This is a genomic window from Brevibacterium sp. SMBL_HHYL_HB1, assembly GCF_018208375.1.
Lineage (GTDB): Bacteria > Actinomycetota > Actinomycetes > Actinomycetales > Brevibacteriaceae > Brevibacterium > Brevibacterium intestinavium.
In genome coordinates this window covers 548,571-572,699 of the sequence record NZ_CP062936.1, presented here as the reverse complement: position 1 = coordinate 572,699, position 24,129 = coordinate 548,571, and the positions used below count along the sequence as shown (strand labels likewise).

The window sequence follows — 24,129 nt, the reverse complement described above, 5'->3', positions numbered from 1 at the left end:
TGACTGCGCCGGCTATGAGCGGAGCGGTACCGTGCCCTGCGCCGCCTGCCGGCCGTGCAGGCGCCGGGTCCTGCGCCGCCCACCCTGATCACCCCGGAAGAAGGAGACCGAAATGAACCGCTCCGATGTCCTCATCAGCGCCGAAGAGCTGCTGAGGCTGCAGGCATCCGGTCCGACGCCGAGGCTGCTCGACGTCCGCTGGACCCTGCCGAAGCCCGATGGCCGGGACGACTTCGCCGCCGGCCACATTCCCGGCGCGATCTACGTCGACCTCGACACCGAACTCGCCGACCATGCGAACACGGAGCCCACGGCCGGCCGACACCCGCTGCCGAGCGCCGAACAGTTCCAGGACACCGTCCGCTCCTGGGCCGTCACCGACGACACCGAGGTCGTCGTCTATGACGACAACTCCTCCCTCGGCGCCGCGCGTGCCTGGTGGCTGCTGCGCTGGGCAGGACTGGATGCCCGCGTCCTCGACGGCGGGCTGGCCGCCTACCGAGCCGCCGGAGGTCGGCTCGAGACCGGTGCCTCACCCGAGCTCGAACCGAGTCACATCACCATCTCCCCGAACTCGCTGCCGGTCATCGACGCCGATGCCGTGGCCGCTTGGGACGGGGTGCTGCTCGACGCCCGCGCGGGCGAGCGCTTCCGCGGGGAGACCGAACCCATGGATCCGCGGTCCGGGCACATTCCCGGGGCGAAGAGCGCCCCGGCCACCGGCAACATCCATCAGGGGTCCTTCCTCGACGAGGCCGCCCTGCGGGAGCGGTTCTCCGCGCTGGGTGCGCTCGAGGGGCCGGTCGGCGTCTACTGCGGGTCCGGAGTCACCGCCTGCCACAACGCCCTGGCCCTGGCTGTGGCCGGAGTCGAGGCGAGCCTCTACCCCGCCAGCTGGTCGGGCTGGTCGGCCGACCCCGAACGCCCGGTCGAAACCGGCGCCTGAGCTCGGTCGGCGTGCGGGCTCAGCCGCAGTCGGGGGCCTTGTCGCTGCCGTCGTAGTCGGCCGGCAGCGTGCCGGTCGCCTCGAGGTCGCCCTTGAGCCACTTCGCCACGGCCTTGAGCGCATAGGGATTCGAATCGTAGGCGGTCACCGCGGTCGCGGCCGAGGTGCTGCGCATCGTCCACGGGGCGGCCGTGCCGACGGCCACCTCGGCGGAGGTCTTCGGACTCAGGCTCACCGACGTTCCGCCCGATCCGACCTCGAGGCCGACGTCCTCGGCGGCCTGGCGCAGATCGGCCTGCTCCTCCTCACTGCCGCCGACGATCGAGATCGCGTCGGTGCCGGCGAAGGAGCATTCGCCCCTGAGCACGGTCAGTGACTTCTCGGCCACCTCGGTGAGGACCTTCTGCTGGTCCTCGTCAGAATCCGCCGAGTTCCCGGACTCGCCGTCTGACTGCACGGCCTTCTGTGCATCGGCGGTGGCCAGCTGCATGGCGACGACCCGCTCGGACTTCTCGACGAGGTCGTCCTTCTCCAGCGTCCCGTCGCCCATGGCCGCAACGATCGCCTTCTGCGCGGCCGACGAGTCCGGCGGCATGAGCGCGATATCGGCCCCGGCGGCGAGCGCCTTGACGGTCTCACCGCCTTCCAGGTTCTGCGGCACCGCCTTCATGTTGAGCGCATCGGTGGTGATGACGCCGTCGAAGCCGAGGGTGTCCCGCAGCGCCGAGTACGCCTTGTCATTCAGCGTCGCCGGAGTCGTCTTCGCATCGGGCAGCCCGATGTGGCCCATCATCACCATCGGCACATCGGCCTCGACGGCGGACTTGAACGGCAGCAGGTCCGTGTCCTCGAGTTCCTCGATCGACTTCTTCGACACCGGCAGGCTCTCGTGGGAATCCACGCCGAGGCGGCCGTGTCCCGGGAAGTGCTTGGCTGAGCTCGCGACCCCGCCGGCCCGGTAGCCGTCGACGGCGTCGGCGACCACCTCGGCGGCGTCCTTGTGGTCGGTGCCGGCCGAACGGACGTTGATCGTCACGTCATCCGGTCCCGTGGTCACGTCCGCATCGGGGGCGAAGTCGATGGAGAAGCCGAGGTCGGTGAGGTTCGCCGCCTGCACCGTCGTGGCCTCGGTGACGAGGTCGGAGTCGTCGGCGGCGGCCAGGGCCATGAGCGGCGGGAACGGCAGGGCGGCCGTGGACAGGCGGGAGACCGGGCCGCCTTCCTGGTCGACCCCGATCGACACCGGTTGGCCCTGCGTGCGCGCGGCCGAGATCTGCTCGGTCATGTCCGTGACCTGCTCGGTCGTCGGATTCTCCGACAGGTTGTAGCCCATGACGATGACCCCGCCGAGGTGGTTCTGCTCGACCATGTCCACCGCCGTCTGGGTGTTCGTGTCCTCCCAGGTGCCGACGATGAGGGACCCGGCGAGTTCCTCATCGGAGAAGTCACCGACGATGTCCTCGGCCTCGTCCCTGTAATCGGCCGGGTCCGCCTTCGCGGGATCGGACAGATCCGTCTGTCCCTCGGACTGCGGTCCGGCCTGGGACTGCGAACCGGGTCGGGCCGATGACTGGCCCTCGGAGCTCTCGGAGTCGGGGCTCGAGGCCCCACCGGAGCAGCCGACGAGCGCGAGGGTCGTGGTCAGAGCCAGGATGCTCAGGCGAGATGACAGCATGTCTCCATGCTAGACGCTCTGCCTGAGGGCACCGGTCGGCGGCGGGGCTGGTCGGCGGCGGGCTCAGGCCCGGATTCTCAGAGCGGCTCGTGGGCGGCCAGGCGGCGGGCTGTTTCCTTGGCCCCGCGTTCGTGCAGCGAAGCCAGCGCCGCCCGATAGGGTTCGGTGAACCGCGGCTGATCTGCCAGATGACCGAAGAACTGTTCCTGCCGGACGAAGGCAAGATCGTCCTCGGCCTGGGTCGCTGCGACCGTCTGCAGCTGCTCGGCGTATCGGTCGACGATGGTGAACCGGCCGCCGGTCTCATCGTGTCCTTCGGCGTACCGGGCCCAGGAGGCGCAGATGGCGGCGGCCACCTCGACAGGGTGGCCGGAGGCGAGGTTGTCGATGACCACAGGCAGCAGCCATTTGGGGATCCGGTCCGATGATTCCGCCCCGAGGCGGGCCAGCGTGTCACGGATCTCCGGGTTGCTGAACCTCTCGATCAGGGAGTCCTTGTAGGCGTCCAGATCGATGCCGGGCAAGGGCGCCAGGCTCGGGGTGCCCTCTTCGTCCATGTATCTGCGCAGGTAGGCGGCGATGTCCGGGTTCGCCATCGCCTCGTGGGCGAAGGTGTAGCCGCCGAGCAGACCGAAGTACGCCAGTCCCTGATGTCCGGAGTTGAGCAGGCGCAGCTTCATGTGCTCATAGGGTCGGACATCGTCGACGAGCTGGACTCCGGCTTCTTCGTAGGGCGGCCGACCGGCGGTGAAAGCGTCCTCGAGCACCCATTGGAAGAAGGGTTCGGCCACGACCGGCCAGGCGTCGACGACGCCGGTGTCCGAGCGCAGTTCGGCCCGATCGTCGTCGGTCGTGGCCGGGGTGATGCGGTCGACCATCGAGTTCGGGAATGCCACGTGGGCATCCATCCACTCGGCCAGCCGCTCATCGACGAGGCGGGCGAAGGCGGAGAACATCTGCTTCGCGACCCGGCCGTTATGGGAGATGTTGTCGCACGACTGCACGGTGAACGGCTCGATGCCCTGCTCCCTGCGGTGCCGCAGCGCCGAGACGACATAGCCGAAGACCGTGGCCGGTGCCGCACCCGCTCTCAGGGCCGCGACGTCGGCGACGATGGTCGGGTCGTCGCTGACGAACTCGCCGGTGACGGGGTGGACGTTGTAGCCGCCCTCGGTGACGGTGAGGGAGACGAGGCGAATGGCCGGGTCCGTGAGCAGAGCGAGCAGTCCCTGCGGATCGTCGGGCCCGAAGCGGTAGTCGATGATCGAGCCGATCACCCGCCTCTCCTTCACCCCATCGGGGTGTTTGAGAGTCAGTGTGTACAGGTGGTCCTGTGCGGCCAGGGCATCGCGCATGACCGCGTCGTGGGCGAGGACGCCGGCGCCGACGATCCCCCAGTCCCGGGCGAGACCGGCCCGCAGCAGATCGTCGACGACCATCGCCATATGCGCCCGGTGGAAACCGCCGACACCGAAGTGGACGATCCCCGGGGTCACCGCAGACCTGTCGTAGTCGGGAACGCTGATGCCGCTCTCGGACAGCGCCGGCAGATTCTGCGCGTTCAACGACAGCCGGTCTTCCCGTTCGTTCGATGTCATGGGGTCTCCTTCAGCCGGTGGTGGGTGTGCGACGGTCGAGCCTCGGCGCCGGGCCGCGCGGGGATCGGTTGGGGCTCGGCGCTCATTTGACCGCACCCATCGACAGGCCCTGGACGAGCTTGTCCTGCGCGGCGATTCCGGCCACGAGCACGGGCACGGAGATCACCAGCGAGGCCGCCGACACCTGGGACAGGAACAGCCCCTGGGAGGTGACGAAGCTGGTGAGGAACACCGGCGCCGTCGAGGCCGCCGTGGACGTGAGCACGGTGGCGAAGAGGAGTTCGTTCCAGGAGAAGATGAAGCAGATCAGCGCGGTGGCGGCCAGGCCGGGCGCGGTCAGCGGCAGCAGGATCTGAGCGAACACGCGTGGGAGCTTCGCCCCGTCGAGTTCGGCGGCTTCGAGGACTTCGACGGGCACCTCGGCGAGGAAGGACCGCATCATCCACACCGCGATCGGCATGTTCATCGCCGAGTAGACGATGATGAGCAGCAGCCAGGTGTCGAGGATGCCGAGGGACTTCGCCACGAGGTAGACGGGCAGGAGACCGGCGACCATCGGCAGCATCTTCGTCGACAGCAGGAAGAACAGCACATCCGACCAGCGTTCGATGCGGCGGATGGCCAGCGAATAGGCGGCCATCGTCGACAGAACGAGCACGATCAGGGTCGAGACGATCGCGGCGACGGCCGAGTTGATGAGGAACGGCCAGGGGTTCGCTCCGCTTCCGCCGCCGAAGAAGCTGATATAGGACTCGAGCGTCAGCGGGGCGAAGAAGCTCGGCGGGTTCGTCGAGGCATCGGTCTCCGCGTGCAGGCTGGTCAGCAGCATCCAGGCCAGCGGGGTCACGAAGACCAGCCCGATGGCCCAGGCCAGCATGCCGAGCAGGACCTTGCCGGTGCGTCCCTGCCCGGGCCGCCTCGGCGCGTTCGCCTTCCGCCGAGGCGGGTCTGCCGATCCCGGTGCGTCCGGTTCGTCGCGGGCGGGGTTCGCGGTCGTGCCCGGGGCACGGCCGAGGGTGGTCGAAACGCCTGGGGAGCTCATGAGTTCTCCTCCTTGAGCAGGGTGGATGCGGTGCGCAGGGCGAAGGTGGCGACGATGAGGGAGGCGGCGACGACGATGACGCCGACGGCAGAGGACACTCCGTAGTCCTGGGCGACGAAGAACTCCTGGTAGATGACGTAGGGCAGGGTCGCCGTGCCCAGTCCTCCGGAGGTCATGGTGAAGACCATGTCGAAGTTCTGCACGATGTAGATCGTGCCCAGCAGAGCGGCGAGCTCGATGTAGCGGCGCAGGTGGGGCAGGGTGATGAAGCGGAAGGTCTGCCAGTGTCCGGCACCGTCGACGAGCGCCGCCTCGTAGACGTCCATCGGTCGGGACTGGAGCCCGGCGAGCATGATGAGCATCATGAACGGCGTCCACTGCCACACGAGGACGAGGCCGATGCCCACCAGCGGGGCCGAGCTCATCAGGTCCGGCTGAGGTGCGTTCTCACCGAACACGGTCGTCAGCAGTCCACCCAGCAGACCGTAGGAGGGGTTGAAGATGGCGTGCTTGAACAGCAGCGCCGCGGCCACGGGCACGACGAGGAACGGGGTGATCATCAGGGTGCGGACGAATCCGCGGCCGATGAACTTCCGGTCCAGCAGCAGGGCGATGCCCAGACCCAGCAGAGCAGAGACGAGCACGACGGCGACGGTGAGGGAGACGGTCACGAGCACGGCCCGCAGCAGATCGGCGTCGGTGAAGACGGTGACGTAGTTGTCGACGGTGCCGAAGCCGATGTCGTCCGGATAGGCCGCGTTCCAGTTCATGAACGAGATGATGATGGTGATCGCGAACGGGATCTGGGTGACGATGATGACGAAGATCAGCGCCGGCAGCATGGGGGCACGTTTGAGCCATCGGGCCTTGGCACGGGGTCTGGGCGGCGTGATCGGCTGCGAGGCACGCTCGGCGGCGGGTGCTGACACTTCGCACATCCTTAGAAGAGTGGGTGGGCAGGCCTCGGGGCGAACGGTTCGCGCCCCGAGGCCGATCGGTCACTTCTTGTACTTGTCTCCGACCTTCTGGGCGTCCTTCTGTCCCTTCTCCAGCGCCTTGTCGACGGTGGTGCGTCCGGCGATGGCGGAGCTGACGTCCTCGGAGATGCCCGTGGCCAGATCCGCGAACTCCGGGATCGTCACGAACTGCACGCCCAGCGTCGGCCGCGGCTGGAGGCCGGGGTTCTCGGGATCGGCCGAGTTGATGGCGTCCTCGGTCTGCTCGTAGAAGGGCTCGGCGGCCTTCTGGTAGTCGGGATTCTCATACGTCGAGGTCCGCTTGCCCGCCGGCACATGCTGCCAGCCTAGTTCCTCGGCCACGGTCTCCTCGTAGGCCTTCGACGACGCCCAGGCCACGAACTGCTTGGCCGCGTCCTGGTTCTTGCCCGCCGCCTGGATGCCCCAGGCCCAGGTGTAGAGCCAGGAGCTGGCATCCGTCTCCTTCACCGGGGCCGCGACGTAGCCGATCTTGCCCTTGACCGGGGAGTCGTCGGCTTCGAGGGTGCCGGTGGCGGCCGTCGAGTCGTACCACATGGCGACCTTGCCCTGCTGCAGGTTCGTCAGGCATTCGGTGTATCCGGCCTGCGGGGCGCCGGATTCCCCGTGGTCCTTGATGAGGTCGACGTAGAAGTTCGTGGCATCCTTGAACTCCTTCGAATCGACCTGGGCGTCCCAGTTCTCGTCGAACCAGGTCCCGCCGAAGGTGTTGACCACGGTCGTCAGCGGGGCGAACATCTCGCCCCAGCCGGGCAGTCCGCGCAGGCAGATGCCCTTCGTGCCCTTCTCGGCTCCGTCGACCTTCGCGGCGAGTTCGGCGACTTCGTCCCAGGTCGGGTTCTCGGGCATCTCGACTCCGGCCTTATCGAAGATGTCCGTGCGGTACATGAGGAACGAACCCTCACCGTAGAAGGGTTCGCCGTAGATCTCGCCGTCGACGGTCATCGACTCCGCCATGGGGGTGAGGATGTCGTCCTGGTCGAAGCCCTCAGCATCGGCCACGCCCTCGTCCATCGGTGTCAGCCATGAGTTGTTCGCATACGTCGGGATCTCGTAGTTCGACATCGAAGCGACGTCGTAGTTGCCGGCTTGAGCGGAGAACTCCTGTCCGATCTTCGCCCGCACCTCGTTCTCGGGCAGCACGGTGTAGTTGACCTCGATGCCGGTGTCCTCGGTGAAGTGGTCGGCCGTGAGCTTCTGCAGGTCCTTCATCTGCGGGTTGTTGACCATGAGGACGTTGACCTCATCGCCTCCTCCTCCGCCGCCGCTGCCGCCGGCACCACCGCATCCGGACAGTGCGAGTGCTCCGACCATGCCGATGGCCGCCCAGATGGCGCCTCGGCCGGTGATCAGGTGTTTCATCGTTGTGCCTTCCCTCGTCTTCGCGGGATTGCTGCCCGCCGTCGGGTTCGCTGCGAGAAAATCGTATGAGCGTCGGTGCTCATATGTGCAATACTGTGTCACGAACCCATCAGATGTGCAACACTTCACATATGAGCGAAAACAATGTCGTCGCCGCCGAAGGGAGGACCGTGTCCACGGTGCCCACCGCCCGCCACCGCCGTTTTCTCGCGCAGCTGGCCCGCGATCACTACCTCGAGGGCCGGTCGAAGGTCGAGATCGGCAAGGCCAACGGGCTCAGCCGCTTCCAGGTCGCCCGACTCCTCGCCGAGGCCGTCGACACCGGTGTCGTGACGATCACGATCGAGGCCGATGCCGGTGAGGAGGACGGCGCGGACGAACGCATCGCCTCGGCGCTGGGGCTGAGTTCGGTCGTCATCGTCGACATCCCCGACGACGCCGATGCCTCCGAGCAGATGGGGCGGGCCGCCCTGGCGCTGGTCGGCCGGCAGGCCCGGCCCGGGATGCGCATCGGCCTGTCCTGGTCACGGACCCTTGACTCCGCCGCCGCCTTCACCCCGGCCCTGCCCCGGTGCACGATCGTCCAGCTCGCCGGGGCCCTGCGCCTGGAATCGCATCGGCCCAGCGCCGAGATCTTCACCCGGCTGGGTCAGGATCATGCGGTGAGCATGGTCCGCCTGCCGGCTCCGCTGCTGGTCACCGAGGCCGAGACCGCCGCGGATCTGCGTGCCCTGCCCGAGATCTCCGGCACTCTCGCCGCCGCCGATGACCTCGACCTCGCGGTGGTCTCCGTCGCCTCCTGGGCCGAGGGCCTGTCCTCGGTGTGGGAGAAGTGCACACCGGCACAGCGGCAATCCGGCATCGACGACGGTGCCATCGCCGAGGTGTCCGGACGGCTCTTCGACGCCGCCGGCCGGGATGTGACCACGATCGACGACCGGGTCATCGCCGTCTCCCTCGACCAGCTGCGCCGCGCCACGACGACCGTGGGAGTCGCCCGCGGCGCCGAACGGGCCCCGGCGGTGCGGGCGGCCTGCGCGGCGAAGATCCTCGACATCGCCGTCATCGACCGGGCCCTGGCCGATGCGCTGCTCGACGAAGCAGGGCAGGGCGATACCGGGGTGGAAGAGGCATTGCTCGACGGGGCTGCGACGGTCGACGCAGCCGTGGACGACTCGGCGAAGGACGAGTCGGCAGCGGACGACTCGGCGAAGGACCTGTCGGCAGCGGACGAGGAGCAACGATGACCGCGGCCCGCAGGTACGTCGCCGGAGTCGACTCCTCGACGCAGAGCTGCAAGATCGTCATCGCCGATGCCGACTCCGGAGCCGTCGTGCGCACCGGTTCGGCCCCGCACCCGCCCGGCACCGAGGTGGATCCCGAGCAGTGGTGGACCGCGCTGCAGTCGGCGATCGCCGCCGCCGGGGGCCTCGACGATGTGGCCGCGGTCAGCATCAGCGGCCAGCAGCACGGGCTCATCGCCCTCGACAGCCAGGGACGCGTCATCCGCGACGCGCTTCTGTGGAACGATCTGCGCAGCAATGCCGCCGCCCGCGATCTCATCGCCGAGGTCGGGGCCGAGGACTTCGTTGCCCGCACCGGAGTCCTGCCCGTCGCCTCGTTCACCGGCGCGAAGCTGCGCTGGCTGCGCGAGAACGAACCCGACAATGCGTCCCGGGTCGCTGCCGTCGCCCTCCCCCACGACTGGCTGACCTGGCGATTCCTCGGCTATGGACCGGCCGATTGCTCCGCCCGGGGCCCGGTGCTCGAGGCCTTGGTCACCGATGCCTCCGATGCCAGCGGCACGGCCTATTTCGATCCTGAAACCGGTCGCTACGATCTCGATCTCTTCCGGACCGCGTTCGGAACCGCCGCCCGCGAGGCACGCGGGGCACCCGCGACGAAGAGCGGTCCGGCGACGGAGGGCGGACACGCGGCCGTTCCAGGAGCCGCCTCGGGGGTCGCCACCGCCTCGGCGATCATCCTCCCCCGCGTCCTCGGAGACCACGAGCCTGCCGGGCGGACGACGGAGGGCCTCCTCGTCGGCCCCGGGGCCGGGGACAATGCGGCGGCGGCACTCGGACTCGGGGTGGCCTCCGGCGACGTCGTCATCTCCATCGGCACCTCGGGCACGGTCTTCGGCACCACCGAGGTGCCCATCGCCGATGCGAGCGGAACGGTCGCCGGTTTCGCCTCCGCAGACGGCGGTCGTCTTCCCCTGGTCGCGACTCTCAACGCCGCGCGCGTCCTCGTCTCGGCCAGCACACTGCTGCGCATCAGCCACGACGAGGTCGCAGCTTTGGCGCTGGCATCGTCCCCGGGCGCGAACGGCATCACGCTCGTGCCCTACTTCGAAGGCGAGCGCACCCCGAACCTGCCCGATGCCACCGCCCGGCTCGAGGGGATGACCTTGGCGAACGCTTCGGCCGAGAACGTCGCTCGAGCGTTCGTCGAAGGCATGCTGTGCGGTCTCGCCGACGGCCTCGACGCGGTCCAGTCCCAGGGCCTGGACGCCCGGCGGCTGCTGCTCATCGGTGGGGCCGCACGCAACCCGGCCGTTCGGGAGGTCGCCAGAGACATCTTCACGGTACCCATCGACGTCCCCGAACAGGCCGAGTACGTGGCCATCGGCGCTGCCAGGCAGGCTGCGTGGACACTGACCGGAAGACTGCCGAAGTGGCCGGTCGAACTCGTCGCCACCCTGCACCCGAGACCGTCTCGGGTGCGGCAGCAGTACCGGTCCTATACGCACGACGTCACCAGATCCACTGCACGCGAACACTCACTGTCCACCGACCAGAACTCACTGCACGATCACCGGCGATCATCGGATGCCTCCGCATCCGCGAAAGGTTGAGAAAAATGGCCACAGTCACCTTCGACAAAGCACTGCGTCAGTACCCCGAGGCGCTGGCACCCTCCGTCGACGAGATCAGTCTCGACATCGCCGATGGCGAGTTCCTCGTCCTCGTCGGTCCCTCCGGGTGCGGGAAGTCCACCACCCTGCGCATGCTCGCCGGGCTCGAGCCCGTCGACGCCGGCCGCATCCGCATCGGCGAGGACGATGTCACTCAGCTGTCCCCGCGCGAACGCGATATCGCCATGGTGTTCCAGAACTATGCGCTCTATCCGCATATGACCGTGCGGGAGAACATGGCGTTCGCGCTCAAGATCGCCGGCGTCGGACGGCAGGAACGCGATCAGCGAGTGCAGGAGGCCGCGCAGCTTCTCGATCTCGAACCCTTCCTCGACCGGAAGCCGAAGGCCCTGTCCGGCGGGCAGCGACAGCGCGTGGCCATGGGCCGGGCGATCGTCCGCTCTCCGCAGGTCTTCCTCATGGACGAACCGCTGTCGAACCTCGACGCGAAGCTGCGGGTGCAGACCCGCGCCCAGATCGCGTCCCTGACTCGCCGTCTCGGGGTCACGACCGTCTACGTCACGCACGACCAGGTCGAGGCGATGACGATGGGCGACCGGGTCGCCGTGCTCGACAATGGTCGTCTGCAGCAGGTGGACACGCCCGCGAATCTCTACGACCGACCGGCGAACCTGTTCGTCGCCGGTTTCATGGGCTCTCCGGCGATGAACCTCCTCGAGGCCCCGGTCGAGGAGTCGATGCTGCGCCTCGGCGACGTCGATCTCGAACTCACCGAATCCCAGCGCGGGCAGCTGACCGGCACGACGGTCACTGTCGGCATCCGGCCCGAGGATCTGCGCACCGGGGCCGAGCACGGCTTCGAAATCACCGTCGACCTCGTCGAGGAGCTCGGTGCCGACGCCTACGTCCACGGCCGGGCGAGGCTGCAAGGCGGTGAGCGGAGTCTCGTGGCGAGAGTGGGCGGACGGTCGACGATCCGTCGCGGCGACACCGTCCGGGTCGCTCCCGACACCGCGCGCCTGCACCTCTTCGATACCGAATCGGGGCTCCGGCTCGAGGCGGATGAGCGCCGAGCGGCGTAACGCGCACGGCCGCCTCTCACACCGGCATATCGGCCGTATCACACTGTCGAATCAGGCGAATCGCCTGCCGACCATTATGATCGATCCATGGTCGATTTCGCTCAATCCGCCCGCTCCACCCTCGGTGTCGAATGGGAACTGGCTCTGCTGGACAGACGCAGCCTTGACCTGACCCCTGCTGCCGAGACGCTGCTGGCGGATGTGGCCGAGCACGCTCCCGACTTCGAGAAGCACATCGTCGGTGAGATGCTCACGAACACCATCGAGCTCGTCACCGGTGTCCACACCCGGGTGTCGACCGTCGCCGATGATCTGGCGGCCTCGATCGGGGCGCTGCGGCACCTCACCGAGTCGCGTGGGATCGAACTCATGTCAGCGGGCACCCACCCCTTCGCACAGTGGCAGTCGCAGGAGGTCCGGGCCGAGGAACGCTACCTCGAGCTCGTCGACCGCACGCAGTGGTGGGGGCGGAACATGCTCATCTTCGGTGTCCACGTCCACGTCGGCATCGACTCCCGGGACAAGGTCCTGCCGATCATCAATGCCCTGCTCGCCTACGTCCCCCACCTGCAGGCACTGACCGCCTCCTCCCCGTTCTGGGGCGGCACCGACACCGGCTACGCGTCGAACCGGGCGATGATGTTCCAGCAGCTGCCCACCGCGGGCCTGCCCTTCCAGTTCGAGACCTGGGCCGACTACGAGAAGTACGTCGACGACATGCTCACCACCGGCATCATCGACCACATCAACGAGATCCGGTGGGACATCCGCCCGGCTCCCCACTGGGGCACCGTCGAGGTCCGCGTCTGCGACGGGGTGCCGACCCTGGAGGAGATCCTCGCGATCACCGCGTTCATCCAGTGCCTCGTCGATGATATGTCGGCCCGCCTCGACGCCGGTGAGACGCTGCCGACGATGCCCGACTGGTTCCACAACGAGAACAAGTGGCGCGCCGCCCGCTACGGCATGGATGCGATCATCATCGAAAACGCCGCCGCCGATGAGCGTCTGGTCACCGAGTGCCTGACCGATGAGATCGAACGCCTGTCTCCGGTGGCCGAACGCCTCGGCTGCGTCGACGAGCTGCACTCCATCACCTCGATCATCGAGCGCGGGGTGCCCTACCAGCGCCTGCAGCGACTCTTCCAGTCCACCGGCTCCCTCACCGAGGTGACCCGCTCGCTCATCGGCGACCTCCGCAACTCCTACAGCTGAGGGTTGGTGGGCCCGGGCGCGGGACCTGGGCGCCCTGGGCGCGGGACCTGGACGGCCCTGGGCGCGGGACCTGGGCGGCCCTGGGTGCCGCGGCAACGGTGGAGCGCCGAGACCACTGTGCGCACCCCGTTGTCTCGGCGCTCCACCGTTGTTTCGACAGTCGTGCGGGTTTGCCGAGCACCGCGGAGCATGACCACCTGGGACTCTCGTTTGTGCGCATCTCACCTGAACGCGGACCGCAGGCGCGTACGCTCATCGCTCGCGCATTTGGCGACGGTCCACTCATGAATTGGCTGTTTCCACCAGCTCTTAGAGCACCGTGCGAACCCGGCGCGGCAGATACGGACATTGGCCGGTTCGGGCCGCGACTAGGGCGTGTCTGATAAATTTCCCGGTGGGATTCTGAAACCCTGGAATCGTGTCTCGATTCCAACTACTCACTGATGACCAATGGGCTCTCATCGCCGACTACCTCCCGGCACCGACCGGCCGACGAGGCCGCCCGTTCTCCGATCCCAGACAGATGGTCGAGGGCATCATCTACCGCTACCGCACCGGTATCGCTTGGCGCGATCTGCCCGAGACCTTCGGCAAATGGCAGACCGTGTGGACCTGGCACCGCCGCCTCGCCGCCGACGGCACCTGGGATGCCATCCACCAGGCTCTGACTGTCCACGCGGCAAAGAATGACAAGGTCGACTTCACCGTCTCAGTCGACTCCACGATCGCTCGCGCACATCAACACGCGACGAACATCAGCCGCGTAAAAAAGGGACTCGTCGAATTACAAGGATCTACTGACAGAGTCGCCTGACCACGCTTTCGGCCGCTCGCGCGGAGGCTTGTCGACAAAGACTCATCAGCTCGTCGATGGCCACGGGCTGCCGCTGGTGTCGATCTGCACCGCTGGTCAGGACGGCGACAGCCCGATGCTCGCCCCTCTGTTGGACAACCTTCAGGTCGGTCGACGCACCCGCCCGGACGCCGTCCTTGGCGACAAGGCCTACTCATCGAGAGCGAACCGGTCACTGCTGCGGTCGCGGAAGATCGAGGCAGTCATCTCCGAACCGTCCGATCAGCAAGGCCATCGTCTCCGGCGAGGATCAAAGGGTGGCCGTCCACCGAAGTTCGACGCGATCAAGTACAAGGGTCGCAATGTCATCGAGCGCGGTTATGCCCGTTTGAAGCAGTGGCGAGGACTGGCCACTCGCTATGACAAACTCGCCGTCGTCTATCGAGCCGCTGTCGTGCTCAACGGTGTCATCGCTTGGTTACAGCATTTATCAGACACGCCCTAGTGGTTGTTAAGAGTCGTAGCGTCACTTTTCGTGCTCGGGGCCGTTGCGGCCGGATCGCACTGGTCGCCGGTTAGCGGAGTGCGCGGCAGCGACTTGCAAACGTCACATAGGACCCCGGAAGAACGAAGTGCAGTCACTCGACCACGGGAGACATTCTCGGTCGAGATTCGCAGGCACCTACCCTATCGCTGGTTCCCGAACCACTCATTCGAAGTCTCGGCGACCGCCCGTTCGGGATCCTGTTCTGCGATCGGCATGGAGAATTCCCACAGATAGCCGTAGGGATCGAAACACTCGAAAACACGATCCCCGTAGGGCTCGTCGTTGGGCTCAGACGTAATCTCGCATCCATGCGTCTGGCAGTACTCGTATACCGATACTAGATCGTCGACCGACATGCCAATCGCGACACCCAGACCACGGGGGCCTTCCCGAATCTGGCGTTCACGGGTCGAGTCTTGAAACGGCATGCCATCGAGTGCTTCGAGGATCAGGTGGGCGCCTCGCCAGTGAAGAATCGCTAGGACCGGGGGACCGTCGGGGCCTGGGATAGTCCCGACTTCCTAAAAACCAAACCGCAGTAGAACGTCCGCGCCTGCTCGACATCAGGTACCCGAATACCCACTCTTAGGGATTCCATAATGCTCCAGACTCTATTCGCGCGCCATGGTGCTGCACAGATGGGCGCCCATACCGGCACGCCAATCGCTGAAGGGGTGCAGTCGTCACCTTCCTCGATGTGTACAGCGTACAGCTATACGCATACGGGCATGTGCTCCCACCTGCGCGGCGCCCGATATGCCCGGCCGGCATCTGAGCTTGTGACTGTGTCACAAGCCGAACCTCCACCGGACACACCCACTCCCGGCCCGGGAACCCGACAGCGCGCTTGGCGGGGCATCCCGTAAGACCCGTCCGGTGAACTGTCCGGTCACGGGGCCTTATATGACACACTCAGCAGCATGTCCGCTTTGAAGGTCGGCTACGCCCGAGTCTCCACCGATGAACAGGACCTCACCGCGCAGCCCTGCGTGTCAGGGTGAGTTGAGTCCACCGGTTCATAGCAAGTCCGCCTTAGCAGGGCGAGATCAGGAACAACCACGATGAGTATCTCGACTCTCTCCCCATCATCAACTCCGATCGGCGATGATGGAACGATGAACCCTCGCCACCCACGCGCTGATGGTCCACGCCGACGTACCTTCACCCCCGACCAAAAACTCGCCCACCTGACCGCGTACGAAGAAGCCTGCAGGCAGCAGCAGGGAGGAGCCTACCTGCGCCGTGAGGGGCTGTATTCCTCGCTGATCACCGAATGGCGCAGACTGCGCGATGCGGGTGTCTTGGATGGAAAGAAGCCCGGTCAGGCGGTCGGGAAGCCGAGCAAGGATCAGGCTGAGATTGCCCGGTTGCGCCGCGAGCTCGAGCAGACCCAGCAGCGTTTGGACCGCACGGAGACGGCATTGGAGATTATGGGAAAAGCACGCGCGCTCTTGGAAGAGACCTCCAAGAGCGCGGATACCGAGACCAGGCGGAAGAAGCGCTGATGAACGCCTACACCGAGCTGACCGTCCACGGCTTGAGTACCCGGGGCGCGGCTGGGCTGACCGGTATCGCGCGGTCGACCGCGGCACGCCGCCGCAGACGTTCAGGCCCGCCTGTACCGCGGGAGGTGGTCCCGGCCAACCGGCTCGACTGCACTGAACGAGCGCATGTGCTGGCCGTGCTCAACAGTGCTGAGTTCGTCGATTCCACCCCGATGCAGGTCTTCGCCACTCTCCTCGACCGGGGCGTCTACCTCTGCTCGATCTCGACGATGTATCGGATCCTGGCCGAGCATGCCCAGGTCAGAGAACGTCGACGGCAGGCCAGGCATCCTGCCCGAGCGGTGCCGGAACTGGTCGCTGACGGGCCGGGACAGGTGTATACGTGGGACATCACCAAGTTGGCCGGACCGACCCGGGGTGTGTACTACGACGCCTATGTGATGATCGATATCTACTCCCGCTACATCGTTGGTGCTCATGTCCATGCTCGTGAGTCCGGACCGTTGGCTCAGGAGATGATGGCCGAGGTGTTCGGCATCCACGGCATCCCACAGGTGGTCCATGCCGACCGGGGCACGTCGATGACGTCGAAGTCCGTGGCTACACTGTTGGCCGATCTGGAAGTGACCAGATCGCATTCGCGGCCGAAGGTCTCCAACGACAATCCCTATTCCGAAGCGTGGTTTAAAACGTTGAAGTATGCGCCGGTCTTTCCCGAACGATTCGGGTCTTTGGCTGGGGCGCGAGGGTTCATCGACGAGTTCGTGTCCTGGTATAACCATGAACATCACCACCAGGGACTCGGTCTGCATACGCCGGCCGATGTCCACTACGGACTCGCAGCGGCCAAGGCGAATGAACGCGCTGACGTCCTCGCCGCGGCCCGGGCGGCTCATCCTGAACGGTTCGCCACGAACGCACCCCCGAAGGTCCTCGACCTCCCTGCGGCTGCCTGGATCAACAAGCCCGTCGAGAGCACGACTGACGACGACCGCCAGCAGGTTGAGCTACCAGCTGCCTAACTCCCGCTGGTCTCACTCACCTTGACAAATTCCGCAGCGCGAAGTCACACCGGTGACCGTCGCCCCGAAACGTAGGTCACAATCAGACCTTTCTGACCGCTGAAACTATCCGTTTGTAACCCATATTCGACGTCCGGTTCCGTAGTCCGAAAAGTCCAGGTCACAATCGGACACTTCCGCCCACCGAGACGACCTCACAGGTGCGGGCGAAGCAGGTCCAACAACGTCGGCAGTGCGGCGGCGACTCCCGGGTGCAGCGGATAGTCCGTGAGCTCGTCGAGCGGCACCCAGGTCAGTTGGATGCTCTCGGGGTCGTTGATCACCGCCTCGAATCGACGCAGGGTCTTCGCGATCACCGTCGTATAGGACCAGGTCTCGAGGTCGAGGACATGAGTGTCGAGGATCTCGATGCCCGATCCGTCCTGATCCGGAACTCCGGCTTCCTCCCAGGACTCGCGGATCGCGGCGTCGACGGCCGACTCACCCACATCTCGAGCGCCACCGGGGAATCCCCAGGTCCCGCCCTCGACCGACCACAGCGCCCGATGCTGCATGAGCACCCCACGCTCGGGGTCGAGGAGCATGAGTCCGGCGGCCCCGCCGAGGCCCCAATGCTTCTTCCCGTCGGATCCGTACGTCCACCCATCACCGGAGCGCCGAGGCGGCCGACCGTCCGGCAGTCGCGTCGACTTCGCGGCCTGAGAGTTCCGCTCCGCGGCACTGTCCTCGACGCGGCCCGCGGCATCATTCGCCGCGCGCGCATTCCGTTCCGCGGAGTCGTTCGCGGCGCTGTTCGACGCATCGGGCGCAATGCTGCCCGCGGAACTGTGCGAGTTCCGCTCCGCAGCATCGTTCGCAGCCTCGCGGCCGGCCCGGGTCTCTTCGTTCTCAGACGAGGACATGATCGACATCCAGGGAGGAGACGGCGGCGAAGGACAGGGCGCTGGGTCCGATTCCGCAGGAGACGAGTTCGGCCCCGAGGGCGGCGACCATCGCCCCGTTGTCGGTGCACAGTCTCAGCGGCGGCACCCGCAGGGTCACTCCCGCCTCGGCGCAGCGCGCGGCGAGCACCTCACGCAGGTGGGTGTTCGCGGCCACTCCCCCGCCGAGGACGACATGGTCGATGCCGGTGTCGGCCGCGGCCAGCAGGGTCTTGGTCACGAGCACGTCGACGACGGCGTCTTCGAATCCGGCGGCGATATCGGCCACGCGCAGCTCGGTTCCGAGCGTCTCGGCCTTGGTGACTTCGCGCAGCGCCGCGGTCTTGAGACCGGAGAAGGAGAAGTTGTATCGACGTTCGGGATCGCGCAGATCCTGCTTCTTCGCCAGTCCGCGGGGGAACTTCACCGCGGTCCGGTCACCGGGGACTCCGGTGCCGTCGAGCAGGCCGAGGGCCGCCTTCGAGATGTTCGGCCCGCCCGGGTAGTTCAGTCCGAGCAGCCGGGCTGTCTTGTCGAAGGCCTCGCCGGCGGCGTCGTCGATGGTCGCGCCGAGCAGTTCGATGTCATCGACGACATCGCCGATGCGCAGGATCTCCGTGTGCCCGCCGGAGACGAGCAGGGCGATGGTCGGCGTGGTCAGCCCGTCGACGTCTTCGGCCACGAGGTCGACGGCGACGTGGGCGGCCAGATGGTTGACCCCGTACAGCGGTCGGTCGAGGGCGGCGGCGAGTCCTTTGGCCGCTCCCACTCCGACCATGAGCGCTCCGGACAGACCGGGACCGGCGGTCACAGCGACGGCATCGATATCGGACAGCTCCACCTCGGCGGTCTCACAGGCCGAGGCGATGGCCGGGCCGATGGCCTGCACATGGGCCCGGGAGGCGACCTCGGGCACGACTCCGCCGAAGCGCACGTGCTCGTCCATCGACGAGGACACCGTGTTCGTCAGCAGTCTGCGGCCGCGCACGATCCCCACTCCGGTCTCATCGCAGGAGGATTCGATGCCGAGGACGAGCGGTTCGCTCATGATCCGTCTCCGGAGGTGTCGAGCTCGAGATCCGAGTAGGCGGCGACGAGTTCGGGTTCGGTCGCCTCGGCGGCGGCCAGTCCGAGGCTGCGGGCGAACAGGCGCAGGTGCGTGTCCCACATGGGGCCGAACTCCGCGGCCCGCGCCCGGGCGGTGTCGACATCGGCGGACGTCTGGGTGAACACCAGCAGGGTCTCCTGGTCGGCGTCCGCGGCACCCTGACCTGTGCCCGCGGCACCCTGAGCGGTGTCGGTCTCGCGGGTCGCGAGGCCGATGCCCAGCACCCCGAAGTCGTCGAGGTCGAGCAGCACATGGTCGCAGATCTCGCAGCTGAGGACGGATCCGCCCAGGTCGACGTCGCCGAGTTCGAAGGTGATCGGGCGCGCGGCGGGCCCGTCCGCCTCGGCCTCGGCAGGTTCCTCGCCGAGGCGGAACGGAGCGAACCAGGCACCGACGCTCGCACTGTCGGTCAGCGCCTTCCACACGTCCTCGACCCCGAGTGCCAGAGGCATCTCGATGACGAGGTCGGTGCCGTTCTCCCAGGTGAGGAGGCGCGCTGAAGTCGTGCTCATTCCTCCACCCAGGCGTGAGTCAAGGCGGTGATCTCCTCGTCGCTCAACTGCATCTCGACACCGGCGAACAGCTCGGTCAGCTGTTCGGGCACCCGCGCCGAGGCGATGGTCGAGGGAATGAAGTCGTGGCTGAGCTGCCAGGCGATGGCCGTGGCCGTCATCGTCGCGTTGTGGGCGGAGGCGACGTCGTGGAGGACTTCGAGGGCACCGAGGGCCTTCTGGTCGTCGACATAGTCGGCCACTCGCTGCCCACGAACACTGCCGGTGGCGTCTCCCCCGGTGTGTTTGCCGGTGAGGAACCCGGAGGCCAGCGAGTAGAAGGGCAGTTCGGCCATGCCCTCCGAGCGCAGGTAGGCCTGCTTCTGTGCGTCGACGGCTGCACGGGAGACGAGGTTGAATCGGTCCTGGACGACGCGGTAGCAGGCAAGGGAGAACTTCGTGGAGATCTTCCTCGCGTTCTGCAGACGCTCGAGGCTGAAGTTCGAGGCGCCGAGGTAGCTGACCTTGCCGGAGCGCACGAGCGCGTCGAAGGTCTCGGCCACGGCGACCTGGTCGACTTCGTCATCGTCGCAGTGGGCGTAGTAGACGTCGACGTGGTCGGTGCCCAGGCGACGCAGGGAATCGTCGACGCAGTCGCGGATATTCGCGGGGTCGAGCCCCGGGTGCTCGGGGTGCTTGCCTACCTTCGTCGCGATGACCATCTCGTCACGATTGCCGCGGGACTTCATCCACTCGCCGATGATCGTCTCGGATTCGCCACCGGAGTTGCCGTCGACCCAGGCCGGGTACGCATCGGCTGTGTCGATGAAGTTTCCGCCGGCCTCGGCGTAGGCGTCGAGGACCGCGAAGCTCTGATCCCGATCCGCGCCCCAGCCGAAGGTATTGCCTCCCAGCTGGAGGGGGTGGACGTAAAGATCGGTATCTGCCAATTGCACACGTGTCATGCCTCCAGCCTACCCGCCTGCAGCCACGGCCATCGGCCCGGATCACGATGCCGACAGCCGCGGCCCGGGTCTGGCTCCGGTCAGTGTGCTTAGGCTAAGCTAATCCCAAGATCAGTGTCGACAAAGCCAGCCCCGACGAGACAGCGTCGCGCTCGTCGCCTTCTCGCGAGGAACCGCAATGAATGAACCGTTCTCCGCTCGCCTCAAGAGCAGCACCGCCACCATCCACGACGAAGTCGAGCACACCACATTCATGGTCGATCTCATGGAAGGACGCCTCGGCGCCCGGGCCTATGCGCTCCTGCTGCGGCAGTACAGTGTCATCTACCCGGTGCTCGAGGCCAGGTCACGTGACTTCGCCGACGACCCCGTCTTCGCTCCGTTCCACGATGCGCTCCTGTTCCGCAGCGACCGCATCACCGCCGATCTGGCCGCACTCGACGGCACCGGACTGCCCGTCATGCCCAGCGCGAACGCCTATGCCGCCCATCTGTCCAGGCTCGGCAGCCCCGAACAGGTCATCGCCCACCACTACACGCGCTACCTCGGGGATCTGTCCGGCGGGCAGGCCATCAGGACGCTCATGCGTCGGCACTACGGACTGCCGAAGACCTCGCTGACGATGTGGGACTTCACCGAGGCCGGCAAGACCAAGCCGTACAAGGAAGCCTATCGTCGCCGCCTCGACGAGGTGGCTTCGACCGGAGGGGCCGAACAGATCATCATCGCCGAGACGATGGAGGCCTTCCGCCTCAACGGCGAGCTCCTCGTCGACCTCACCGAGGCCACCGAAGGCAGGATCGTCACGGTCGCCTGAGCTCGGCGACGCCCCGACCTCGGCGACCTCTCCGCCGCCGGCCCCCGGCAACGTCCCCAAACCCGGGCGAGCTCACTGACCCCCGACGCCCTCGACGTCGGGGGTCAGTCGCTGATGCGCACGCGCATGAGAATGGCCGCGGCGCCGGGGTAGTAGTCCGGGCGTCTCCCCCACTCCTCGAATCCGAGCGAGGAGTACAGGCCCAGCGCCGCGGTGTTGGACTCATCGACCTCGAGGTGGACGACCTCCGCGCCGCGACCCTTGGCCCAGTCGAGACCGGCCGTCAGCAGTGCCCGCCCGATGCCCTTGCCGCGTGCGGCCTCGGTCGTCGCGATCGTCATCACATCGGCTTCCGCACCGGTTGCGGACATGACGATCCATCCGGCCAGCTCCCCCGCCGAGGCCGTGGTGTCCACGGGCTGACCCGACCCGAATCCCGCGGCCGGAGCGGTCCTGGCCATGAACATGGCCGTGCCGTTCTGCGCCTTGACCGACCAGTAGTAGCGAATCGTCCAGGCGGTCGGTCCGAAGACCTTCGCATCCTGGTCGGCCACCTCGGCGAGATCCCACCAGGGCAGCTCGACGATGGTCGTCTCAGCAGTCATCTCAGCGAGCTTTCGCGCGCCGGTGTCGCCTTCGCATCGGGTTCGCGCAGGTATTCGGGGATCGGTTCGCTCAGTCCTCTGCCGGCGGTGAGTTCTCGGGCCGCGGCGCGGGCGAGGAATTCGGCGCGCGGATCCGTGATCGTCTCATGTGTCGGGGCGCCGAGAGCATCGGGGTAGAGGACGAAACCGCGTCCGCACCGGTCGCCGATCGGTGTGAGCCCGGCAGTCGATTCGTGCCCGGTCCCGGACTCGTCGAGGTCGAAGCCGTGTGCGGCCAGCACTGCGGCGACCTCGGCGGGTTCGGCCACGAAGGGTCCGGCGGTCAGGGAGGCGTCGAGACCGTCGTAGACGCTGAAGTACACCTCTCTGCGACGGGCGTCGGAGGCGATGAGCACGGAGCGGCCGCTGCCGGCCGTCGCGTTCGCAGCGGTCGCGGTGCCGGCGGAATCGGCATCGTCGGACGCCAGCACCAGCTCTTCGGCGATCGCCGAGTGGGACAGCAGGCCGCGGACGGGGATGCCGCGGGCCTGGCCGGCGGCGATGCCTGCGGCGATGCCCACGCGCAGTCCGGTGAATGGGCCGGGCCCGATGCCGACGACGACGAGTTCGGGCCGGGCTTCCGCGGCGAGGACGCGGGCCAGCGCAGGTCCGATGAACTCGACGTGTCGGCGCCGGTCTTCGGCGGCTTCGGCGGCGATGACCTCGCCGGAGTCCGTGTCCACCAGGGCCACGGACGCCGCCTGCGAGGTGTCGATGCTGAGAATGATCATGGTCCGTCTCCCCCGGTCGTGATGCCTTCGACTGCTGCGATCGCCGCCTGCACCTGCGGCAGCCTCTCGCCCCAGGCGGTGCCGTGGCCGGTGAGATCGACGATGCGCCGTTCGTCCTCCCCGTCCTCGGATTCCTCGGCATCGTCCTCGGCCGGCTCCCCATCGACCTGATCGCCTTCGGCCGGCGGAGTCGCGGCGATGGTGATCTCAAGATAGTCGCTGCTCAGCTGCTCGGCCATCCCGGCGCCCCATTCGACGACGGTGATCGATTCGTCGAGTTCGGAGTCGAGGTCGAGGTCCTCGAGCTCCTCACCATCGGCGAGCCGATAGGCGTCGACGTGGACGAGCGCGGGACCGCCGCCCCGTGAGGGGTGTTCGCGGGCGATGATGAATGTCGGCGAGGTGATCCGCCCGGACACGTCGAGGGCCGCACCCAGGGACTGGGTGAAGGTCGTCTTGCCGGCTCCGAGGTTGCCGGTGAGGATGAGCAGGTCACCGGCGCGCAGGTGTCCGGCCAGCACCTCGGCCAGCGTGCGCATCTGCGCCAGCGATTCGACGATGATCCTCATCGGTCGACCTCCTCATCACCGGCGGCACCGTTCCCGTCGCCGGTCTTCACACAGCGTTGGACGCGAGCGCTGAGCTGGGTGACGATCTCGTAGTTGATCGTATCCGCCCAGGTCCCCCAATCGGCCGCGCTGGGGCCGCCGGGTCCGAAGATCACGGCCTCGTCGCCGATGGCCACCTCGTCGTTTCCGGCTCCTATGTCGATGATCATCTGATCCATGGCGATGCGCCCGACGACGGGGTAGCGGCGGCCGCGGATGGCCACCTCGGCGCGATTCGAGGCCGCCCGCGGAAGACCGTCACCGTACCCGCCGGGCACGAGCGCGAACCGGGTGTCGGTCGCGGCCGTGAACGTCAGCCCGTAGGAGGCGCCATGACCGGCGGGGATGTCCTTGAGATTGATGACGGTGGAGACCAGCCGCATCGCCGGCCGCAGCCCGAGGGCCGCCGCGTCGCCGTCGGCGAGCGGGGAGAGTCCGTAGAGCGCCAGGCCCACCCTCGCCGAGGTGCCCGGGCAGGGTCCGAGGGTGAGCGCACCCGGCGAGTTCGCGATGTGCACATCGAGGGCCTCCGCATCGCCGAGACGACCGTCGGCGGCGTCGAGCACGGCCCTCAGCTGCCCGTGGGCGGAGGAGAACACCGCGGCCTGGGCGGCAGTCTCGGGGCGTTCGGGTTCGTCGGCGACGGCGAAGTGGCTCATGATGCCGACGATGCTGATCGCCGCTGTCCCGACCTCACCGGCCCGGCGCAGCCATTCGAAGGCGCGCACGAGCGCATCCGGGGCCAGCCCGTTGCGTCCCAGCCCGGTGTCGATCTTGAGGTGGAGCCGGGCCGTGACGCCCGTGCGCTCGGCGGCGGCGGCCAGACGGTCGAGGCTGTCGACCGTCGAGACGCCGATCTCGATGCCGGCCCGCACCGCCTCGTCGAGGTCAGTGGTCGGTCCGTAGAGCCAGGCGAGGATCTCGGCCTCGTCGCCGAGCAGGCTGCGCAGCTGCAGGGCTTCGGGGATCGTGGCCACACAGAATTCGCGCCACCCGGCCGCGAAGAGGGCGGGAGCGACGAGGTCGACGCCATGGCCGTAGGCATTGGCCTTGACGACGCATCTGAGGCGGGCGGGGGCGAGTCGGGAGGCCAGCACTGCGGCATTGTCGCGCAGGGCCGCCTCGTCGATCTCCGCCCGGACCAGGGCCTCGGGAATGTCGAAAGATGTCACTGGACAAGAGTAC

The 24,129-nt window shown here is 67.3% G+C and carries 21 protein-coding genes; 8 read left to right on the top strand and 13 right to left on the bottom strand.

What is annotated here, in order from left to right; genetic code table 11:
* Nucleotides 1–112: 112 nt before the first annotated feature.
* Nucleotides 113–946, top strand: a complete 834-nt coding sequence (locus IG171_RS02655) for a sulfurtransferase (protein WP_212129693.1) — start codon at nt 113–115, stop codon at nt 944–946.
* Nucleotides 947–965: 19 nt separating this feature from the next.
* Here IG171_RS02655 and IG171_RS02650 read toward each other — a convergent pair whose 3' ends face one another.
* The 5 genes from IG171_RS02650 to IG171_RS02630 all read right to left on the bottom strand — a co-directional run bounded on the left by IG171_RS02650 (nt 966) and on the right by IG171_RS02630 (nt 7,618).
* Nucleotides 966–2,621 (bottom strand): glycoside hydrolase family 3 N-terminal domain-containing protein, encoded by a 1,656-nt coding sequence (locus IG171_RS02650; protein ID WP_249203991.1) that lies wholly within the window; start codon nt 2,619–2,621, stop codon nt 966–968.
* Nucleotides 2,622–2,698: 77 nt separating this feature from the next.
* Nucleotides 2,699–4,219 carry a mannitol dehydrogenase family protein gene (locus IG171_RS02645; protein WP_212129691.1) on the bottom strand — a complete coding sequence of 507 codons (1,521 nt, stop codon included), beginning with the start codon at nt 4,217–4,219 and terminating at the stop codon, nt 2,699–2,701.
* 82 nt (nt 4,220–4,301) lie between these two features.
* Nucleotides 4,302–5,261, bottom strand: a complete 960-nt coding sequence (locus IG171_RS02640; RefSeq protein WP_212129689.1) for a carbohydrate ABC transporter permease — start codon at nt 5,259–5,261, stop codon at nt 4,302–4,304.
* Complete coding sequence (locus IG171_RS02635; RefSeq protein WP_249204273.1) at nt 5,258–6,154, bottom strand: sugar ABC transporter permease; 897 nt, start codon at nt 6,152–6,154, stop codon at nt 5,258–5,260. The genes IG171_RS02640 and IG171_RS02635 overlap by 4 nt, the downstream gene beginning before the upstream one ends.
* A gap of 105 nt (nt 6,155–6,259) precedes the next feature.
* Nucleotides 6,260–7,618, bottom strand: a complete 1,359-nt coding sequence (locus IG171_RS02630; protein WP_212129687.1) for a sugar ABC transporter substrate-binding protein — start codon at nt 7,616–7,618, stop codon at nt 6,260–6,262.
* Between the two features lie 131 nt (nt 7,619–7,749).
* Here IG171_RS02630 and IG171_RS02625 point away from each other — a divergent pair, with 131 nt between their 5' ends.
* From IG171_RS02625 to IG171_RS02595, 6 genes are all read left to right on the top strand, one after another.
* Complete coding sequence (locus IG171_RS02625; protein WP_212129685.1) at nt 7,750–8,865, top strand: sugar-binding domain-containing protein; 1,116 nt, start codon at nt 7,750–7,752, stop codon at nt 8,863–8,865.
* On the top strand, nt 8,862–10,475 hold the full coding sequence (locus IG171_RS02620; protein ID WP_212129683.1) for an FGGY family carbohydrate kinase: 1,614 nt from the start codon (nt 8,862–8,864) through the stop codon (nt 10,473–10,475). The genes IG171_RS02625 and IG171_RS02620 overlap by 4 nt, the downstream gene beginning before the upstream one ends.
* A 5-nt stretch (nt 10,476–10,480) precedes the next feature.
* Nucleotides 10,481–11,578: a sn-glycerol-3-phosphate ABC transporter ATP-binding protein UgpC gene (gene ugpC / locus IG171_RS02615; RefSeq protein ID WP_212129681.1), complete on the top strand. Its 1,098-nt coding sequence runs from the start codon at nt 10,481–10,483 to the stop codon at nt 11,576–11,578.
* A gap of 87 nt (nt 11,579–11,665) precedes the next feature.
* The gene (locus tag IG171_RS02610) at nt 11,666–12,793 is read left to right on the top strand and encodes a glutamate--cysteine ligase (protein WP_212129679.1); all 1,128 of its coding nucleotides are present in this window, start codon (nt 11,666–11,668) and stop codon (nt 12,791–12,793) included.
* 418 nt (nt 12,794–13,211) lie between these two features.
* A protein-coding gene (locus tag IG171_RS02605) for an IS5 family transposase (RefSeq protein ID WP_212127312.1) occupies nt 13,212–14,091 on the top strand; the annotation gives its coding sequence in 2 pieces (ribosomal slippage) (nt 13,212–13,568 and nt 13,570–14,091; 879 coding nt in all).
* Nucleotides 14,092–15,248: 1,157 nt separating this feature from the next.
* Nucleotides 15,249–16,660 (top strand): IS3 family transposase gene (locus tag IG171_RS02595; protein WP_212131495.1). Its coding sequence is split into 2 segments (ribosomal slippage): nt 15,249–15,597 and nt 15,597–16,660, totalling 1,413 coding nucleotides; the frame shifts between segments, so codons are not numbered across the junction.
* 194 nt (nt 16,661–16,854) lie between these two features.
* Here the strand turns inward: IG171_RS02595 and IG171_RS02590 are convergent.
* From IG171_RS02590 to IG171_RS02575, 4 genes are read right to left on the bottom strand one after another with little or no spacing between them, the layout of a single operon-like run.
* Complete coding sequence (locus IG171_RS02590) at nt 16,855–17,571, bottom strand: NUDIX hydrolase (RefSeq protein ID WP_249203990.1); 717 nt, start codon at nt 17,569–17,571, stop codon at nt 16,855–16,857.
* Nucleotides 17,549–18,628, bottom strand: coding sequence for a tRNA (adenosine(37)-N6)-threonylcarbamoyltransferase complex transferase subunit TsaD (tsaD, locus tag IG171_RS02585; protein ID WP_212129675.1), 1,080 nt, complete (start codon nt 18,626–18,628; stop codon nt 17,549–17,551). The genes IG171_RS02590 and tsaD overlap by 23 nt, the downstream gene beginning before the upstream one ends.
* Entirely contained in the window at nt 18,625–19,200 is a 576-nt protein-coding gene (locus tag IG171_RS02580) for a hypothetical protein (protein ID WP_212129673.1), read from the bottom strand. The genes tsaD and IG171_RS02580 overlap by 4 nt, the downstream gene beginning before the upstream one ends.
* On the bottom strand, nt 19,197–20,144 hold the full coding sequence (locus IG171_RS02575; protein ID WP_212129671.1) for an aldo/keto reductase: 948 nt from the start codon (nt 20,142–20,144) through the stop codon (nt 19,197–19,199). Before IG171_RS02575 ends, IG171_RS02580 begins: the two co-directional genes overlap by 4 nt.
* A gap of 178 nt (nt 20,145–20,322) precedes the next feature.
* Between IG171_RS02575 and IG171_RS02570 the strand changes: the two genes are divergently transcribed.
* Nucleotides 20,323–20,961 (top strand): biliverdin-producing heme oxygenase, encoded by a 639-nt coding sequence (locus IG171_RS02570; protein WP_212129670.1) that lies wholly within the window; start codon nt 20,323–20,325, stop codon nt 20,959–20,961.
* Between the two features lie 104 nt (nt 20,962–21,065).
* Here IG171_RS02570 and IG171_RS02565 read toward each other — a convergent pair whose 3' ends face one another.
* Genes IG171_RS02565 through alr form a run of 4 tightly spaced genes read right to left on the bottom strand, consistent with a single transcriptional unit; the run spans nt 21,066 to nt 24,116 of the window.
* The gene (locus IG171_RS02565; protein ID WP_212129668.1) at nt 21,066–21,566 is read right to left on the bottom strand and encodes a GNAT family N-acetyltransferase; all 501 of its coding nucleotides are present in this window, start codon (nt 21,564–21,566) and stop codon (nt 21,066–21,068) included.
* Nucleotides 21,563–22,336 (bottom strand): tRNA (adenosine(37)-N6)-threonylcarbamoyltransferase complex dimerization subunit type 1 TsaB, encoded by a 774-nt coding sequence (gene tsaB, locus IG171_RS02560; RefSeq protein WP_212129663.1) that lies wholly within the window; start codon nt 22,334–22,336, stop codon nt 21,563–21,565. Before tsaB ends, IG171_RS02565 begins: the two co-directional genes overlap by 4 nt.
* Complete coding sequence (gene tsaE, locus IG171_RS02555; RefSeq protein ID WP_212129661.1) at nt 22,333–22,905, bottom strand: tRNA (adenosine(37)-N6)-threonylcarbamoyltransferase complex ATPase subunit type 1 TsaE; 573 nt, start codon at nt 22,903–22,905, stop codon at nt 22,333–22,335. The genes tsaB and tsaE overlap by 4 nt, the downstream gene beginning before the upstream one ends.
* Nucleotides 22,902–24,116, bottom strand: a complete 1,215-nt coding sequence (gene alr, locus IG171_RS02550) for an alanine racemase (RefSeq protein WP_212129659.1) — start codon at nt 24,114–24,116, stop codon at nt 22,902–22,904. Before alr ends, tsaE begins: the two co-directional genes overlap by 4 nt.
* Nucleotides 24,117–24,129: the final 13 nt, after the last annotated feature.

What these genes read in the sequence shown, in the direction of transcription:
- IG171_RS02640 (WP_212129689.1), bottom strand. Translation starts at nt 5,261, where the DNA reads ATGAGCTCCCCAGGCGTTTCGACCACCCTCGGCCGTGCCCCGGGCACG.
- tsaD (WP_212129675.1), bottom strand. Translation starts at nt 18,628, where the DNA reads ATGAGCGAACCGCTCGTCCTCGGCATCGAATCCTCCTGCGATGAGACC.
- IG171_RS02645 (WP_212129691.1), bottom strand. Translation starts at nt 4,219, where the DNA reads ATGACATCGAACGAACGGGAAGACCGGCTGTCGTTGAACGCGCAGAAT.
- IG171_RS02580 (WP_212129673.1), bottom strand. Translation starts at nt 19,200, where the DNA reads ATGAGCACGACTTCAGCGCGCCTCCTCACCTGGGAGAACGGCACCGAC.
- IG171_RS02620 (WP_212129683.1), top strand. Translation starts at nt 8,862, where the DNA reads ATGACCGCGGCCCGCAGGTACGTCGCCGGAGTCGACTCCTCGACGCAG.
- IG171_RS02625 (WP_212129685.1), top strand. Translation starts at nt 7,750, where the DNA reads ATGAGCGAAAACAATGTCGTCGCCGCCGAAGGGAGGACCGTGTCCACG.
- IG171_RS02610 (WP_212129679.1), top strand. Translation starts at nt 11,666, where the DNA reads ATGGTCGATTTCGCTCAATCCGCCCGCTCCACCCTCGGTGTCGAATGG.
- tsaB (WP_212129663.1), bottom strand. Translation starts at nt 22,336, where the DNA reads ATGATCATTCTCAGCATCGACACCTCGCAGGCGGCGTCCGTGGCCCTG.
- IG171_RS02630 (WP_212129687.1), bottom strand. Translation starts at nt 7,618, where the DNA reads ATGAAACACCTGATCACCGGCCGAGGCGCCATCTGGGCGGCCATCGGC.
- ugpC (WP_212129681.1), top strand. Translation starts at nt 10,481, where the DNA reads ATGGCCACAGTCACCTTCGACAAAGCACTGCGTCAGTACCCCGAGGCG.
- IG171_RS02565 (WP_212129668.1), bottom strand. Translation starts at nt 21,566, where the DNA reads ATGACTGCTGAGACGACCATCGTCGAGCTGCCCTGGTGGGATCTCGCC.
- IG171_RS02575 (WP_212129671.1), bottom strand. Translation starts at nt 20,144, where the DNA reads ATGACACGTGTGCAATTGGCAGATACCGATCTTTACGTCCACCCCCTC.
- IG171_RS02570 (WP_212129670.1), top strand. Translation starts at nt 20,323, where the DNA reads ATGAATGAACCGTTCTCCGCTCGCCTCAAGAGCAGCACCGCCACCATC.
- IG171_RS02590 (WP_249203990.1), bottom strand. Translation starts at nt 17,571, where the DNA reads ATGTCGATCATGTCCTCGTCTGAGAACGAAGAGACCCGGGCCGGCCGC.
- IG171_RS02655 (WP_212129693.1), top strand. Translation starts at nt 113, where the DNA reads ATGAACCGCTCCGATGTCCTCATCAGCGCCGAAGAGCTGCTGAGGCTG.
- IG171_RS02650 (WP_249203991.1), bottom strand. Translation starts at nt 2,621, where the DNA reads ATGCTGTCATCTCGCCTGAGCATCCTGGCTCTGACCACGACCCTCGCG.
- tsaE (WP_212129661.1), bottom strand. Translation starts at nt 22,905, where the DNA reads ATGAGGATCATCGTCGAATCGCTGGCGCAGATGCGCACGCTGGCCGAG.